Genomic DNA, 15,600 nt, shown 5'->3' with positions numbered 1-15,600 from the left:
AGATGAGTTTGGTAGAATTCAGGCATCTTTAATTCTAGAAGGTCTTCTCAACAAGCGGGGACCTTTTTTCTTTACCTATTGTCCCTCAAGCCTCCATTCCATCTGCCTTAGAATCTCCTCTGTTCCCCCACCAGCCCAATTGGGGAACGCAACCGAAACAATGAGCTATTGAGCGATCGCCACACGTCCCCAATTGGGACAACTGACTAACGAGGATGAGTGGAAGCCTTGGGGCTTTTTGTCTGCTGCTGAGCGATCGCACGACTGAGGCAAATGCTGGCTTAATAGCTAACCCTGCAAACAATCATTTTAGAGAAAGCTAGAACGAGGCCAGAAAAGCCTGCCATTCATCTTGTGCTTGCTTCTCAGCTTCCCAGAAAGCAACGCGATCAGGATCTTGATGCACTTCACTGGTATAGTGTTCAGCCATAGCTTCTAGATCTCCAGCAGATAGAGATTGCTCAAATTCCTGTTCTTCTCTCAATCTTCTTTCTATATCTTCTAAAGCTTCTTGACTGACCTTCCCCAAGAGCCATCTTAATCCCTGTAGTTGCCCATAATCGATCAGGTAATTCTCCATAGGATATGGTATATCCATCCTCTAACAAGTCCATTAACGTGAGGGCACTATTGTCCTTGAGTCTTGGCTTTGGCAATTTTGAAAAAATCAGCAATGGATGTTCTTGAGCTATTCGAGCCTTCAATAAAATTTCTGCTGCATGAGCTGCATGCACCACGCACATCAAGTTTTGGCCTTGTACAGCTTCCATAAATGCATCACGAAACAGGAGCATCCCTGTCCGTCTCATACTTTTAGGAACATCCCTCATAGAAGAGTGATCCATAATTTTTGCAGCGAAAGACAACAGTTGTCAGACTAGTCTATCCGTCAGAATCCTTTAAAGCTTGGTTTGCTAATTTCGTGCCAGATCCGATCGCCCCTCAGTTCCTCTTACCCCTCTCCACCAAACCCGATCGCCCTCTCCTATCCACCACTCAGCTCAAAATTGGAAATTTTCTGACTATCAAAGCTCGGTTAGGCTTTGCGTCACCAGTGCGATCGCCTCTTGCACTTCACCAGCGATCGCCCCTTTAACCTTTCCCCAATTGGGGAAACCAGCCTCGCTACGAACTGTTTCTCATTCCTGCTGATAATCTAAAGTTTGGACAGCTTCTTGGCCTAGGTCTGGGGTGAAGGGGCGATCGCTCCTACCAGTTGTCCAGACTTCTATTCCTTCCTCCTCGTGAAGAGGGCGATTTCTGTGACGGTTTCTATGGGAGCGTCTAACACCAAGGAATCACGATCGTAAACTCGGTCCCTTGGCCAAGGCCAGAAGTACAGGTTAGCTGTCCACTATGCTGCTCTGTCACAATTTGGTGGCTAATAGACAGTCCTAGCCCAGTGCCTTTCCCTTCTGGTTTAGTCGTAAAGAACGCCTCAAACAGCTGCCGCTGCGTCGCCTCAGTCATTCCCGCACCATCATCTCGAATCCAAATTGTCACCCAATTATCAGTTCTCATAGTGCGAATGCGAATTTCTTTTTCACTGATCTTTCTCTCTTCCTCCAGCGCATCGATCGCATTGGCGAGGATATTCATAAACACCTGATTCAGGGAGCCTGCGTAGCAATCAACCAGCGGCAAGTCACCATATTCTTTGATTACGTTGATGACCTTGAATTCAGCTGTGGCTTTGAGGCGATGCTGAAGGATCATTAAAGTGCTGTCGATGCCTAGATGCAGATCGGCTGGTTTCTTTTGCTGGGTGTCAGTGCGGGAAAAATTGCGTAAAGACTGCATGATGTCTTTGATGCGGCCAGTTCCCAGCTTCATAGAGTTGAGCAGCTTAGGTAAATCTTCTAATAAAAAGTCCAGCTCAATTTTTTCGGCATGATCTACAATCTCCTGGGGAAGATTAGGCAGATGTTGTTGTTGAAGTTCTAGATGATGGATGAGGTCTTGCACATACGTAGTCACATGATGCAGGTTGCCGTTGATAAAGCTCACAGGGTTGTTCACTTCGTGAGCCACCCCAGCCACTAGTTGACCTAAACTTGACACCTTCTCGGTCTGCACAAGCTGAGCTTGAGTTTGTTGCAGTTTGTGCACATATTTTTCGAGTTGCTCGGCTTTTTCTCGCTCTCTAATTTCGGAAGCTTGCAAAGCGATGTTTTTAGCCGTAAGGGTTTGGGAGTAAGTTTGTAGATTGGTGTAGAGACGGGCGTTGTCAACCGCGATCGACATCTGGGCATTCAGTAGGGTTAGCACCTTAACCCGTTCTGGGGTAAAAGCACCTGAGATGAGGTTGTTTTCTAAGTAAAGAATGCCAGTGAGCTTGCCAGAGTGCAGCAATGGTAAGCACATGACCGACTTGGGTTGATGAGTCATGATATAGGCATCAACCGCGAAGCGGGGATCACGGAGTGCATTGTCTAGAACTAAGGGGTTTCGGGTTCTTTCGACGTAGTTAAATAAAGCTACTGGAAGTAAGGGAGAAGCAGAATGACTGTCACTGTGAATGACCACGCTGATGTCTTGGTTTTGAATGCTCCCTGTAGCTTCTAGGCTCCATTGCTGCTCATACTTATCAATCAAATAACCTTGTTGAGCCCCCGCATTCTCGATCGCGATTTGCATCATTTTTTGGAGCAGGCAACTCAGCACCATTTCTTCTGCCAGCACCTGGGATGCCTTCATCACGGTCATTAGGTCCAAAATTTGGGTCCCACCCGTAGTGGTGGAACTGGCCTGAGTGAGTTCCAGGTAAGACAGTTCTGGCTTGTCTGAGTTTGGCGATCGCGCAATTAGCTGGGAATACTTGGCCTCTAAATGTTTGACTTTGGCCCCCGCTCCCCAGTGCATATAAACATAGTAGGCATTGGTCATGTAAGTTTTGGCGATCGCTTCCTTTCCCCAGGCTAGATAGAACTTAGCAGCGAGTTCATGTGCTAGCGCTTCTTCGTTGAGATATCCGTTCTCTTGGGCCAGGGCGATCGCTTTATCATAGCTCTCGATCGCTTCTACTTTTTCCCCTAGAATCCGATGCCTTTCTGCTTCAACTAAATAGAATTTGTGCAGATGATTCATCGGGGCATGATGTGCCCACTGGAGCATTTTTTCTTGATTAGCTTGGACGCGGTCGAGGGTGTCTTGTTGCTCTGACAGGGGAAGGTCAGAATATACTGCTAGCCTGACTAAAGAATCATAAAAGTAGAAAAGAGGAACCAGGGGCAATCCTATCATTCCGCCCAAATACTTCTCTGCTACGGCAATATTTTCGAGGGCCTCTGAAAAATTTTCAAACCAGTAACTCAGTAAAAGTTTGTTCCAATATATGTAGGCAGCTCCCACTTTGTCATTCGCTTGCTCATGCAACGCTAACCTGAGCTTCTCATCGCAGACTTCACCTGTTAAAAGACACGGGTCTTCACTTTTTCCGAGCAAATTCAAGACCGCTTGCCAATAAGTTTCTATATAGTGCAGGGCTGTCTCTTGCTTGATTTTATCAATGGCATCTCTGTTGAGTGCCATCTCTCTTTCAAGCCCAGTCAGTTCTTTGCCGCTAAAGTAAGCGAAATAAGAATATAAAAATAGACCATAGCTAGCCCATTCTAAATCTCCTGTTTCCATGCCTGTGGTGTAAACTAACTTCAAAGATTCTAAAGTTTCTTTCAGATGCTCTTTCCAAGGTCGAATAAATATATTGACTATGCCAACAGTCTTAGCTTTGATTTCTTGAGCATTTAACTTGGATAATAGACTTAAAGCTAATTGACCGAACTGATAGCCGACATCGATATCTCCCACAAGGCCACAAAGCAAAAGACCATAATTGGCATAAGCAAAGGGAGAAACGGGAGCATTACCATATTGGACGGATAAATTAACTTGTTTGCACACCGTCAAAGGTACTAGTCCTGGCGCAGCCACGTATGCCGCAGCAAAGATACTTGACATTAGTCTCATGGCTGCTAATTGATAGGAATCATTCATTTGAGGCAGGTCAACTAAATCCTCAATTCGCATTCCACTCAAAATTGTCGTTGTTTCCCCTAGGGCCTGCTCAACATCTAGCGGGTTCAGCTGAGCGGGAAACTTCACCCCTAATAGCTTTAACGCTTGTAACCCTACATCAACTGCTTCTAGCATCCTATTTCGCCCTATGTAAGCTTGAATCAGGACTTCACATACTTTCACTTTGTCCAGCAGCGTTTTGGCTGAGTTTTGTACTACCTCAACGAATCTCTGCATTCCTTCGAAATCGCCGCTCAAAAAAGCTGCTTCTGCAGCTTCCTCATGCAGCGCTAATGTCAGTCCATATTCCGACTTCCAGCTTTCTTTTGTTAACAGGCTCAAGCCTACTTGCAAATATTGGACGGCGGAATCATGCGCTGTGGCTGCTTTAGCTCTCTGACCTGCGATGAGATTGAGTTCTGCAAGTTCATATTTTTGTGTCCTAGTGGTGAGTAGGTCAGCGCCGTAATTGAGCTGGTTGACTAAGGCAAAAATGTTTTCTCTACGAGCATCAGGGTTAATGTTTTGTAGTAGGAGTTGGCCAATTTTCAGGTGCGTCTCTTGCTTTTGCTCTGAGGGGATTAAAGAATAGGCCGCTTGCTGAACGCGGTCATGCAGAAACTTGTATTCAACTTTGATATCTCTGAGGTCAACTTGGCTAGATTCATCCTGCTTAAATACGAGAGGAACTTTATAATCTTGGCTGAGGGGCAGAATCAAACCTACTTGCAAGGCTATCCATAGTTGCGCTGCCGTAGTTAAAGCCGATGCTTCGTTGACGGTCGCCAACACATCCAAGTTAAACGTATTGCCAATACAAGCCGCTAGTTTGAGCACGGCTTGGGTTTCTAAAGGCAGTTTGCCAATGTTTCGAGCCGTTAGTTCGACTACATTAAAGTCAGTAATGCCAATACTTTGAATCTGATCAACACTCCACTGCCACCTACTGGATTGGAAGTTGTAGCTTAACAAGTCTTCCTGATGAAGAGTTTTCAATAGCTGCGTGAGGAAAAATGGGTTGCCTCCAGTTTTATGGAAGAGTAATTCTGCTAGCGGTTGACTCTGTTCGGAGTCATTCAAAGTATCAACTACTAACGCTGTTACATCGCTGAGATCCAGTGGAGCCAAAACAATGTTATTCACTGTTACACCCGCTGTTTCAATTTTGTGCAAACTCAGCAGCAGTGGATGAGTAGGAGAAACTTCGTTATCCCGATAGGCTCCAATCAGTAGTAAATATTCGCGATCGCGATCGCTCATCAGCGATTCAATCAAATTGAGTGAGGCTGCATCTGCCCATTGCAAGTCATCTAGAAAGACAACCAGTGGATGCTCTACGGTCGTGAAAACTCCAATGAATTGTTTAAAGACACGATTGAAGCGATTGAGCGATTCGTTAGCACCTAATTGTGGCGCAGGGAGCTGAGCCCCGATAATCAACTCCACCTCTGGAATCACATCAATAATGATTTGTCCATTTTCTCCTAAAGCTCCTAACAGGGACTCTTTCCACGCCTGGATCTGAGTTGTGCTCTCAGTTAGGAGTTGTTGAATCAGCGATTGAAAGGCTTGAATCAAAGAAGCATAAGGAATATTGCGCTTGAATTGATCAAATTTGCCTGCAATGAAATAGCCTTTGGCTCCCACGATGGGTTTATGCACTTCATAGACGACGCTGGTCTTGCCGATTCCTGAGTAACCAGAAACCAAAATCAGTTCGCTACAACCGCCCGCTACTCGTTCAAAAGCAGCCATCAACGCATTCACTTCTGCGATGCGCCCATAGAGCGTTTGAGGAATTAGAAGTTGTCCTGATTGGTCCTGCCTACCAGGTACAAAATTGTCAATTTTGCCTGTTGTTTGCCACTGAAACAAGCATTCTTCCAAATCTGCTTTCAAACCCCATGCACTCTGATACCGCTCCTCTGCAGTCTTCGCTAACAGCTTCAAAATGATGGTACTAATTGCCTCTGGCACATCTTCAAGAATTCGACAAACTGTTTCTTTGCAAGGTATAGCAGGTGTCCTAGCAATATGGCAGTGCACCGCTTCCATGGCATCAGTCACATGAAAGGGTAGAGTTCCAGTCAGCATCTCATAGAAAGTTGCACCCAGAGAATAGAAGTCAGTTCGATAATCAATGACCCGGTTCATCCGACCCGTTTGCTCTGGAGACATATAGGCCAAGGTCCCTTCAAGCAAATTAGGGTCACTAAGCGTTGGGGTTTCTTGATCCAGATGAGAAGAAATACTAAAGTCAATCAGCTTAATGTCGCCCGAATCGGGATTAATCAGGATATTGTGCGGCTTAATATCTTTGTGAATAATATGCTGGGCATGGAGCTCCCCTAAGGTATGAGCCAGATTAATCGCAATCTGCAAAAAAGTGATTAAGTTTGTTGATTTTGTGTAGATAAATTCTTTAAGAGAATAACCTGGAAAATACTCCAGAACTAAGGCAAGACTGTGCTGATAATGCTTTAACTCATAAGGCTTAACGATACCGGAGATTTTTAAAGACTGAATGATTTGATACTCGTGGCGTAAACGAGCAATTTCCTCCAGCGTTGGATAATCAGAAAGGAGAGTTTTGACAATAACGGAAGTGTTATCAGTTTCTCGAAACCCCCGGTAGATGACAGTTTTACTACCAGAGTGGAGAGTTTCAAGGAGCTGATAGTTGGATAAGGTAGCCGTCATTCTTAGTTTCCTAACCATAGACAGTTTTAGTAAGCCCATGTAGGCATACAAGTGTAATGTCTGACATAAAAATAAGCGTATTTTTACGCCGCGTTACGAATTCCAACTCACACTCAAGCTCTATAGAGTTATTTGCGTAACCCTTTGAAAAGGTGCGTTTTAGGATGAGATGCATGCATCTCATCCTAAAAACACTTCAATCTTTAGCATTGCTAAAAAGTAATGATTTTTCTACGAAGAGATCCGTTTTTGAGCTTGCTATATACAATTGCCAAATCAGCAACGCCCAATTTTTTCCTACTCAAGCAGGCACTGCATAGTCAAAAAACGCGATATTAGGTGTTCGACGTTTCATGAGGTCTAAAGCTTTGTAAGAACTGATTCGACAACTTTGACAGCCTAGAAATTAGTAAGAGCGATCGCCCTACCCAACCCAGCACTCAGCCCAAAATCAGAAATTTTCTGATTTTCAAAGCTGGGCCTAGGGTTTGCGTCACAGTGCAATCGTCTGCTCAATTAAGTTAGCTTTGTGGAGTCGCCGATTCAGAAGCAAGCGATCGCACCTTATGATCAACATCTTGCTAGCCTCTATATTTTTGTTGGCCTTATATTCGCTACGCTTGTGTACCGAGCTAAGCCAGATTACGTGCTACCGAAAGCGGTGGTGACAGGTTTGTTTTGGCCTGTCTATTTAGCGATCACCATTAGAGGAGCAGTAGCAGACTTGGAGAAAGAATTAGTATCTTTTAGTATCGATCGCCCTTCCTAAGCATCCCTAAACACAATTCGGCAACGGCAGCGGCTGTTGCACTCGCAATTAATCCCCGGCGCAACAACCTGCTCAATCGAAACCCATAAGCCCCCGGTTGAGTGACTCATACCAATTTCTAAAAATCGGGCTACAAATGATTGGCTGTAGGGGCGAACGGCCATTCGCCCCTACGAATATCTGTAAAGAGAATTTAGAGAATTGGTATCAGGCAGGATGAACAGTGTCGAGCTTGACTGTCTAGGCTTCGCTTTGCCTCCCTCGCACCGTAGCTCTCACGGGTCAGCTTCTCGGACTTAACGAAGGCAGTTCTAGCACTCACCCCATAGGACTTGGCACGGGAAAGGATTTGCTTCTGACTTAGCTCACCTTGGGCGATCGCATCCCCGAACCCTTGCAAATACTTATATTGCCGCTTCAGCTCTTGCCCAGCAGTGCTAAAGTGCCGAGAGCCAAGCTGCTTCTCTCCACCTGTCCCAAAAGCAGCCATCCTCAAGTGAGAGAGCTTGATATCTTCGGCTATCCTCAACTGAAACTCAGTCACACCGATTTTGTCCTGGGTCAGCAGTCGAGCATGACCACTCAGTCGAGTCTCTAACCGTGCTGCTTCCGCATTAACCAGCCGCAAGACTTCGGCACGGGCAATAAATCGGCGATCGCCCCCGTGAAATTGTCCCGTCCTGCGATCGTAAGTGACTTTGTTCACTGAATTCGTGGGTCGTAAGATTGATTGCTACTCTTCCCATTAGTCCAGTTGAGTCAAAGGCAACAGAGAGCTGAGTGCTTAAGAGGGCGATCGCTCTGGTGAAGCGCAAGAGGCGGTCGCACTGTGACGCAAAACCTAGGCCCAACTTTGAGAGTCGGAAAGCTAACGCAGGCCGAAGCATTTGTTCAGTCAATCAAAATATTGGAAGTTAGAAAAAGCATGAAACATGTACTGATTATTCATGAAGTTGAAGACTATAAGTCATGGAAGAAAATTTTCGATGATGCCTCCGATATAAGAAGGGAAGCTGGAGAGAGAGCGTATCAGGTCTTAAAGTATGAAAGTAATCCTAACAAAGTGGTGCATTTCTCATCCTGGACATCGATAGAGGATGCCAAGCGATTTTTTGAATCTCCTGAGCTCGTGAAGATAAGAGCTGATGCTGGGGTAAAGTCTCCTGATTTCATATATTTAGAGCAACTAGAGTCGGGGGTTTTGTAGAGACGTAAGCTGTTTCATTCATGAATTACCATTACGTAGCTACACAAAAATGACTGGGATTCACCCGACTCCAGCGTGCAAACCCCAAAAAATACCTAACAATTGCGCGATTGCTCACCAACAGCCAAGAAACCCCAAGGCTCCTACTCATCTTTGTTGGTCAGTTGTCCCAATTTGAGACTTGTAGCAATCGCCCTTCCAACCCAGAGCCAGTGCAAGCTGATGTCCGCATTCTGGACAACTGGCAGCGATGAGCAGCAGTCCGCTAGCTTGGTTGCGTTCCCCAATTAAGGAAAAGTTAGAGGGGCGATCGCTCCACTGATTAAGTCCCCTCAGCAGTGCGCTCGCCTTACCTCTAAGGTGCCCATCTGCACCCTATGAAGACTCCTTCAAGTACCGTTGTTGCTGCTGAGTGAGATGGTTTTTGGGAGTGAACTAAGTACTGGAATGCTTGGTAGAGCGGGCGATCGGATTTTTGATTTAGTTTGAATCGGGCTTTTTAGGCTTTGAGCCTGTGCAGGTAGGGTTTGGGCAAATTAAACACATCAGTAAGCAAAGTGAGTTCTTGATGTATTCTGTCCAGCATCGTCTTGCTGCTACAGTTTGCTTATTGAGCATTCTCCTACATGCCTGTGCCAACCCTGTGTCTAAAGAGGCTAGGACTGCAAGTTTGTCCTTCAAGGCTACTAACACGATTCCTTCGGCGCTTCCTATGACTAACAAAAATGCTGAGATTGTTTTTGTTTCTAAGCGGGATGGTATAAAGGCGCTCTATGTGATGAATGCTGATGGGTCTGGACAAACCAAGATCAGCCGTAATCCTGAGGCTAGCTACTACAAACCTGCTTGGTCGCCAGATGGTCAGCGAATCGCTTTTTCTTCTTCTTTACCCCGAGAATTTAAAGACTCGATCTATGTGATGAATGCGGATGGATCTGAAGAGGTTAGATTAACGAGTGAGTATAGTAGTTCTTCTCCCACTTGGTCGCCTGACGGTAAAAAGATTGCCTTCCACGTAACTGTTAGCGGTGGCTTTTTCCCGCTGGGTGCCATTTATGTCATGGATACTGACGGATCTAACCCAATCAAACTAATCGAGGATGCAGGCAGCATTTCGCCAGCTTGGTCGCCTGATGGTAAACGCATTGCTTTTGTCTCTAGCCGTCACGTGACGAGCGATAGCAGAATCAATACTGAGATTTATGTCGTGGATGCGGATGGTTCTAACCCAACTCGAGTGACAGATAACTTAGTACCAGATGAGTCTCCGAGTTGGTCCCCGGATGGCAAGCAAATTGCTTTTGCTTCACTTCGCCAGGAGCGTTGTAATATCCATGTGATGAATGCGGATGGGTCTGGTCAGACTCAGGTAACGCAGAATCCATTCGGCAATCGGAGTTTATCGGTATCATCTCAAAGAAAATCTCTACAAGGTCAGGGGTTCGCTCAAGCGTCTCCATCAAACCGAAGCTCTACTGTGGATGGGGAAAGTGGATGCAACCATTCTCTCGTTTGAAGACGTTCAGAAAAGACAAGCACAGAACTTCTGTGAGTATCTCCGCAAACATCGCCACCGCATTGTGAATTACGACTACTTCCAAGCGGAAGGGCTGTGTTCGGTTGGTTCAGGAGCGGTTGAATCTACTATCAAGCAGATTGACCGTCGCGTTCAAATATCAGGTGCGCAGTGGAAGCGTGAGAATGTTCCACAAGTGCTAGCTCATCGTTGCGCTTATCTCAATGGTTTAATTGGTCTGCAAAACTGACATGCTCCCGATCATTGGTAGCCGCTGAACGGCAACGTTACCCAGCTCGTCCTTAAGCCAGCATTTGCCTCAATTGCGCGATCGCTCAGCAGCAGTCAAGAAACCCCAAGCCTTCCACTCATCTTCGTCGGTTAGTTGTCCCAATTTGGGAGGTGTGGCAATCGCCCTTTCGACCCTGAGCTACTGTAAGCAGTTGTCCAGACTTGGTTGCGTTCCCTATTGGGGAAAAGTTGGAGGAGCGATCGCGCTGAGGCTGTGTCATCTATGGCCTTGGCCCTCATTAAGCGTCTTCCTCTGTAATTGCTGATCTGATGTGTTTAGGGCTCAATCCACTTGCCTCTACAAAGTTCGTCTTCCGCTGTAATGGCTGGTCTGATGTGTTTAGGGCTCAACCCACTTGCCTCGGCAAAGTTAGAATCCTTAAAGTTCGTACCTTCAGCTTCGATGCCTTCAAAGATAGCTCCTTCCAGGTTGGCCTTTTCAAGGGTTGCCTCTTTAAGGTTAGTTTGCCAAAGCTTGGCATTTTTAAGGTCAGCTTCCATGAGTCTAGCCTTGTAAAGGTTTGTTTGATGCAGATTCACCTCTTGGAGATTGGCTTTGTTTAGGACTGCTCCTTCCAGGTTGGCTTCTTGAAGATCAGCGCCGACTAACCTAGCTCCGGAAAGGTCAGCTCTACTGAGGTTGGCTCCGGCAAGATTAGCCTCTCTCAGGTTGGCTCCCCGCAGATCTCCCCCACTTAAGTCCAAGCGGTGTGCTTCACCATTTTTATAGGATCGAGCCCGCCGATTGAGAACCGTCAAGGCGGCTTGAACATCTGTTTGAACCAGAAAATGCTCTGGTTTCCCTCCATTGAACTGGACGGTGCGAGTTCGAGTGTCTTCGCGAATGAAAGCAGTGAGGACTTCCATCACAGGCCAATAATCTCTATCAGAGTCTTGAGCCACTCGTTCCAGGGCATAAATCCCACCTAAGCGAATTGGCAGGCTCTTATCTCCAAGCTGTTCAATGGCTTTGCCGAAACGCTCTGTAATCAAACGGGCTTCAGTCAACTCCGCAGTCTTAAGACCAATCTCAATGTTTTTCTCAGCCGCGATCGCAGTTTTATCCATCGCTTCAGCCCGCTTGGCGGCATAGTAAGCATTGATTAGAACTGCAATCCCACCAAAAACGATTGCCGTGACTTTGAGCAACTCAGTCACGGCAGCCACACGTTGATCGAGCTGGTCTTCAGGAAAGGGTAGGTTGAGAGCCCCAAGTCCTACTGCCACGAGTGCCAGTAGAAAAATCATCCCTGTTGTGGTGAGGAGGCTCCCTAAACGGTCTGTACCCATAAATCTGCTTACCAGGCTGGTTCCTTGGTTCAGGATGCCCTAGTTTACGAATATCAAGGACTCGTGGCAATTGCGCTAGAGAAGTTAGAGGGGCGATCGCGAGAGCCTTTGATATTACGAAATCTTCGGATTCGCGGATTGTGTTGCAGGGTGGGTAATACGGAGGCTCAGAGAAGATGTCCAGAACTTAAGGTTGAGTTGAGTGCTCCGAAACGCGAGGCAGAGCCAATTGCTTTTCGCTAAACTCAAGCTACTAGCACGAGTGACAGGAAAAGGTCATTGTTAATTAGGATGCGATGAAGCCATTGAATGACTACTCACAACGCTTTGCCAACGTCTTGTTTCAAACATTTCCTCAATGGGAGCCATTCAGCACTGTCGAAGTGGAGAATGAACAGGAAACAGAAGGTTATTTACAGGTCAAAGTGCCAGCACCAATTAGCGGGCTGCTCCCGTCAGAGCTCATCGAACACGACGATGATTTTCTGTTCATTGACACGGACGGAGAAGTTACACTCAGCTACGACTACTATCACTGCCACTTCGATAGGTATTCGGACGTACCCCAAGAACAAGGCTTTCGTGAGGCGATTGAGTTTATTCTTGCCCTGGTTAAAGAGGAAATCTGCATTGTGGTGGTAATGAACCGAGGACAATGGTGCGGCTCCACGTCGTTTAAGGCAGGAGAAGAGCCAAATTTGTCTTGGGTCAAAGCCTATACCACTGTTTACATTCGCTCTTGGCAAGGAACCTACAACCGCATTGACACGGCACCTTAAGCGGCCATCATAAGCCAACAAGCAACATAACCAGTCGCTGCACCCGAGCCTCCACAGCTTCGGTTGTTAGCCAGCTTCCGTGATTAAGCCAGCCTCTACCTCGATCGCACTACCGAAAGGCCGTACCTCAGAAGCCCCACTGCAACTGCTCATCTTTGCGGGTAAGTTGTCCCACTTTGGGACATAAAGCGATCGTGCTTCAAATCCATGTCTACCCCAAGATGCTCAAATTCTGGACAACGGGTCCGATCGCTCAGCATCTCACTACCTTGGTTGTATTCCCTAATTCTGGGAAAAGTGAGGCGCGATCGCGCGTGTTCCGCCTATCTATCCCAATAAGTCCGAATTCTGGGCGACTGGGAGGGGTGAGCCTCAGCTCTGTGAGTTGGTTGCACTCGCCAATGAGGGAAAAGTTAGAGGCGCGATCGCCCTTGGCTTTCTACTGAGTTTGGATAGATATCACGATTGCGGCATAGAGCTCACCCCACTTGACTAGCGTTGATGCCGTCGCTGAGCGCGATGTGACCTGTAATGCTTGAAGCATTTGCCGGTTATTCACTCACCACTTACCCCCTGCCCCTCCGCCTAGAGGAACTGAGCCTAAGCGACGCTCAAGCGATCGCAAGGGGCTCAGTTCGGTAACCGAGCTGCCGCTCATAAGTATTATGAGTTGCTTCGGGGATACCAACGGGCTTAGATCCTGAATCTGGTGTTCTACCAAAAACAATTGCTGCAAATTTTTCAGCGTCGTTAAAGGCTTGAGGTCACTAATCGAATTCTGGCCCAAATCCAGCCGCAGCCATTGAGTCCAGCTACTGAGGGGATGCAAATCCGCGCTCGCGACCTTGTAAACTACAAGTCGAAATCTAACAAAGAGGCAAGTCCTGAAGAACGATGCAACGACAAGATGGCATTTCCCCCATCTCAACCACAGACTTTTCACGCGTTGTTGAAGTGTGGGAAGCCTCTGTGCGAGCCACCCACAATTTTCTTTCAGAGGCAGACATTCAGTTCTTCAAACCCTTGGTGCTCAACGGACTTTCTCAGATAGCCCAGTTGGACTGCGTGCGAGATCATCAAGGTGAAGTGATTGGCTTCATGGGTGTGGTGGAGAACAAAATTGAAATGTTGTTCGTTGATCCATCCTGGCGGGGACAGGGAATCGGACGGCAACTGGTTCAACATGCTATCGAGATCCTAGGTGCAACAAAAGTGGATGTGAACGAACAGAATGAGCAAGCAGTAGGATTCTATCTGCAGATGGGGTTTGAAGTCGAAGGGCGATCGCAGTTCGATAGTATGAGCAAGCCGTTTCCTCTGTTGCATCTGCGATTAAAGACTTGAGGGTTAGCGCTTCGCCACTGGTAGGAAGCCACACAATTAACTCCTGTATTGATAGGTTATGCTAAACACCTCACTTGCATATAGCCCGCGATCGCGCTCCGAACTCAGGTGGAAATTCAGGGGGTGCTCCTCTCATTTGTGCCCAAGAGAACGTGCGGAGTCATCATTTTTCCTCGCGATCATCTCCTCGGAGGAACGGTGATCAATCACGCACTTACCAAGGTAAACAATGACGCTGTTTGATCCAGCCAGACATTATCCGCTCTTGCAGCTAGACTGGAATCGCGACACGGCTCAGCAAGCCATCCGCGCGATCGCCCAGGAAACCATTGCTCAACTGCAAACAGCACCGTTGTTGTCCGGGCACCCAATGGACGATCAAGCCTTAGGTAGCGATCTGTATTTTGGTAAAGCAGGAGTCCTATGGGCAATCAATTATCTGCAAAGCGTTGGCGCAATTGAATCAACCTTTGATGTTGCGACTCATCTCGATGCCACGCTAGCCCAAAATCGCCAGCGCTATCCTAAGGTGAGTCCCTATCCAGAGCAGTCGTCTTATCTATTTGGAGAACTGCCACTGCTACTGCTGCAATACCAGTTATCTCCCTCAGAAGAGACAGCTACCCAAATTTTGCACGCGATTCACAAGAACGATACTCAGCCGATTCGGGAACTAATGTGGGGCATCGCAGGCTCGATGCTCACTGCTTACTTTATGTATCAGTGGACGCAGGAATCAAGATGGCAAGAGGTTTTTCAATTGCAGGCAGATTTACTGTTACGCGAGTGGCAACCCGTAGGGGAAGCAGGGCATTTATGGACAGTTGATTTGTACGGCACTCACCAGCAATGGCTCGGATCGGTCCATGGCTTTGCCAGCAACTTAACCCCATTGATAGTTGGACAGTCCTTGTTGAGCGAGGAGGTATTTCAAGACATTGCCACGAAAGCGATGGCAACGGTGGTTCAGACCGCAGTGACGGAGGAAGATCAAGCCAACTGGCCCGCCATTTATGATGCTGACGATTCGAGTCAAACTCCCAACCTAGTGCAGTACTGTCATGGGGCACCTGGAATGGTCACGGCTTTAGCCCTCCTTCCCCAAGGGGTCAATGAGTCATTCGATCGCATTTTGGCGCAAGGGGGAGAACTGACATGGCAAGCAGGTCCGTTGAAGAAGGGGTCCAATCTATGTCACGGCACCGGGGGCAATGGCTATGCGTTTCTTAAGCTATTTGTCCGCACAGGCGATCAGATGTGGCTGGAGCGCGCCAGAACTTTTGCCATGCACGCGATCGCCCAGTACCAACTATCACACCAACTCTATCGGCAGTTGCGCTATCCGCTGTGGACCGGAGACCTCGGTCTTGCCGTTTATCTGTGGGACTGCCTGCAAGCACAAGCAAAGTTCCCCACAATTGATTGGTTCTAGTGCGTTTCTCGTTCTTGGTATTGTGAAACCGCTCTGACGATTCGAGCCACATCTGCGAGGTAGAAGCGGCTGCCGTTAAAGCAGTTGCATTCTACAACCTTGCACGTTTGTTCGACCCGCGCCTTGGTGGGGGACAGAGTGGGTTTAATACCAATTTAATTTTTATCTGCTACAGATAGAGAAGAGGGGATTGGAGCAGGAGGATGAAACAGGATGGTTGGGGTTTGCAAAATCAAGATTGAGGAGAGTGAGGACGAG

The 15,600-nt window shown here is 47.2% G+C and carries 13 protein-coding genes and 1 pseudogene; 9 read left to right on the top strand and 5 right to left on the bottom strand.

All coding sequences use genetic code 11. From position 1 onward, the window contains the following. Positions 1-461: 461 nt before the first annotated feature. Complete coding sequence (locus NDA01_RS28685) at positions 462-845, bottom strand: hypothetical protein (protein WP_348230701.1); 384 nt, start codon at positions 843-845, stop codon at positions 462-464. A gap of 5 nt (positions 846-850) precedes the next feature. Here NDA01_RS28685 and NDA01_RS28680 point away from each other — a divergent pair, with 5 nt between their 5' ends. Further along, the gene (locus tag NDA01_RS28680; protein ID WP_348230700.1) at positions 851-1,096 is read left to right on the top strand and encodes a hypothetical protein; all 246 of its coding nucleotides are present in this window, start codon (positions 851-853) and stop codon (positions 1,094-1,096) included. 188 nt (positions 1,097-1,284) lie between these two features. Here NDA01_RS28680 and NDA01_RS28675 read toward each other — a convergent pair whose 3' ends face one another. Beyond that, the gene (locus NDA01_RS28675; RefSeq protein ID WP_348230699.1) at positions 1,285-6,714 is read right to left on the bottom strand and encodes a trifunctional serine/threonine-protein kinase/ATP-binding protein/sensor histidine kinase; all 5,430 of its coding nucleotides are present in this window, start codon (positions 6,712-6,714) and stop codon (positions 1,285-1,287) included. Between the two features lie 529 nt (positions 6,715-7,243). On the opposite strand from NDA01_RS28675, the gene NDA01_RS28670 reads away from it, so the two are divergent. Beyond that, positions 7,244-7,483 carry a hypothetical protein gene (locus NDA01_RS28670; protein WP_348230698.1) on the top strand — a complete coding sequence of 80 codons (240 nt, stop codon included), beginning with the start codon at positions 7,244-7,246 and terminating at the stop codon, positions 7,481-7,483. Positions 7,484-7,676: 193 nt separating this feature from the next. On the opposite strand, the gene NDA01_RS28665 is transcribed toward NDA01_RS28670, so the two are convergent. Beyond that, positions 7,677-8,189, bottom strand: coding sequence for a hypothetical protein (locus NDA01_RS28665; RefSeq protein WP_348230697.1), 513 nt, complete (start codon positions 8,187-8,189; stop codon positions 7,677-7,679). 123 nt (positions 8,190-8,312) lie between these two features. On the opposite strand from NDA01_RS28665, the gene NDA01_RS28660 reads away from it, so the two are divergent. From NDA01_RS28660 to NDA01_RS28650, 3 genes and pseudogenes are all read left to right on the top strand, one after another. Further along, complete coding sequence (locus tag NDA01_RS28660; RefSeq protein WP_431193559.1) at positions 8,313-8,690, top strand: antibiotic biosynthesis monooxygenase; 378 nt, start codon at positions 8,313-8,315, stop codon at positions 8,688-8,690. 712 nt (positions 8,691-9,402) lie between these two features. Beyond that, positions 9,403-10,206 carry a TolB family protein gene (locus NDA01_RS28655; protein ID WP_348230696.1) on the top strand — a complete coding sequence of 268 codons (804 nt, stop codon included), beginning with the start codon at positions 9,403-9,405 and terminating at the stop codon, positions 10,204-10,206. Next, positions 10,097-10,456, top strand: a pseudogene (locus NDA01_RS28650) (ISKra4 family transposase); the annotation flags it as partial. The gene NDA01_RS28655 and the pseudogene NDA01_RS28650, both read left to right, overlap by 110 nt. Positions 10,457-10,773: 317 nt before the next feature. Here the strand turns inward: NDA01_RS28650 and NDA01_RS28645 are convergent. Continuing rightward, positions 10,774-11,787, bottom strand: a complete 1,014-nt coding sequence (locus tag NDA01_RS28645; protein ID WP_348230695.1) for a pentapeptide repeat-containing protein — start codon at positions 11,785-11,787, stop codon at positions 10,774-10,776. A 296-nt stretch (positions 11,788-12,083) separates the two neighbouring features. Between NDA01_RS28645 and NDA01_RS28640 the strand changes: the two genes are divergently transcribed. Together NDA01_RS28640 and NDA01_RS28635 are read left to right on the top strand one after the other, a co-directional pair. Beyond that, on the top strand, positions 12,084-12,566 hold the full coding sequence (locus NDA01_RS28640; protein WP_348230694.1) for a hypothetical protein: 483 nt from the start codon (positions 12,084-12,086) through the stop codon (positions 12,564-12,566). Positions 12,567-12,760: 194 nt separating this feature from the next. Further along, on the top strand, positions 12,761-13,012 hold the full coding sequence (locus tag NDA01_RS28635; protein WP_348230693.1) for a hypothetical protein: 252 nt from the start codon (positions 12,761-12,763) through the stop codon (positions 13,010-13,012). 113 nt (positions 13,013-13,125) lie between these two features. On the opposite strand, the gene NDA01_RS28630 is transcribed toward NDA01_RS28635, so the two are convergent. Next, positions 13,126-13,395 carry a leucine-rich repeat domain-containing protein gene (locus NDA01_RS28630; protein WP_348230692.1) on the bottom strand — a complete coding sequence of 90 codons (270 nt, stop codon included), beginning with the start codon at positions 13,393-13,395 and terminating at the stop codon, positions 13,126-13,128. A gap of 65 nt (positions 13,396-13,460) precedes the next feature. Here NDA01_RS28630 and NDA01_RS28625 point away from each other — a divergent pair, with 65 nt between their 5' ends. Together NDA01_RS28625 and NDA01_RS28620 are read left to right on the top strand one after the other, a co-directional pair. Next, a complete protein-coding gene (locus NDA01_RS28625; RefSeq protein WP_348230691.1) occupies positions 13,461-13,910 on the top strand; it encodes an acetyltransferase in 450 nt (149 codons plus the stop codon). A gap of 229 nt (positions 13,911-14,139) precedes the next feature. Further along, the gene (locus NDA01_RS28620) at positions 14,140-15,342 is read left to right on the top strand and encodes a lanthionine synthetase C family protein (protein WP_348230690.1); all 1,203 of its coding nucleotides are present in this window, start codon (positions 14,140-14,142) and stop codon (positions 15,340-15,342) included. The last annotated feature ends 258 nt before the right edge of the window (positions 15,343-15,600 follow it).

The sequence above is a fragment of the Trichocoleus desertorum AS-A10 genome (assembly GCF_039962155.1).
Taxonomy (GTDB): domain Bacteria; phylum Cyanobacteriota; class Cyanobacteriia; order FACHB-46; family FACHB-46; genus Trichocoleus.
Note: the sequence above shows the minus strand (reverse complement) of the source record. Positions and strands in the feature narration are given on the sequence as shown.

Excerpts from the sequence above, each read along its gene's own strand:
- NDA01_RS28685 (WP_348230701.1), bottom strand. The coding sequence starts at position 845 with ATGGATCACTCTTCTATGAGGGATGTTCCTAAAAGTATGAGACGGACA.
- NDA01_RS28675 (WP_348230699.1), bottom strand. The coding sequence starts at position 6,714 with ATGACGGCTACCTTATCCAACTATCAGCTCCTTGAAACTCTCCACTCT.
- NDA01_RS28655 (WP_348230696.1), top strand. The coding sequence starts at position 9,403 with ATGACTAACAAAAATGCTGAGATTGTTTTTGTTTCTAAGCGGGATGGT.
- NDA01_RS28645 (WP_348230695.1), bottom strand. The coding sequence starts at position 11,787 with ATGGGTACAGACCGTTTAGGGAGCCTCCTCACCACAACAGGGATGATT.
- NDA01_RS28640 (WP_348230694.1), top strand. The coding sequence starts at position 12,084 with ATGAAGCCATTGAATGACTACTCACAACGCTTTGCCAACGTCTTGTTT.
- NDA01_RS28625 (WP_348230691.1), top strand. The coding sequence starts at position 13,461 with ATGCAACGACAAGATGGCATTTCCCCCATCTCAACCACAGACTTTTCA.
- NDA01_RS28620 (WP_348230690.1), top strand. The coding sequence starts at position 14,140 with ATGACGCTGTTTGATCCAGCCAGACATTATCCGCTCTTGCAGCTAGAC.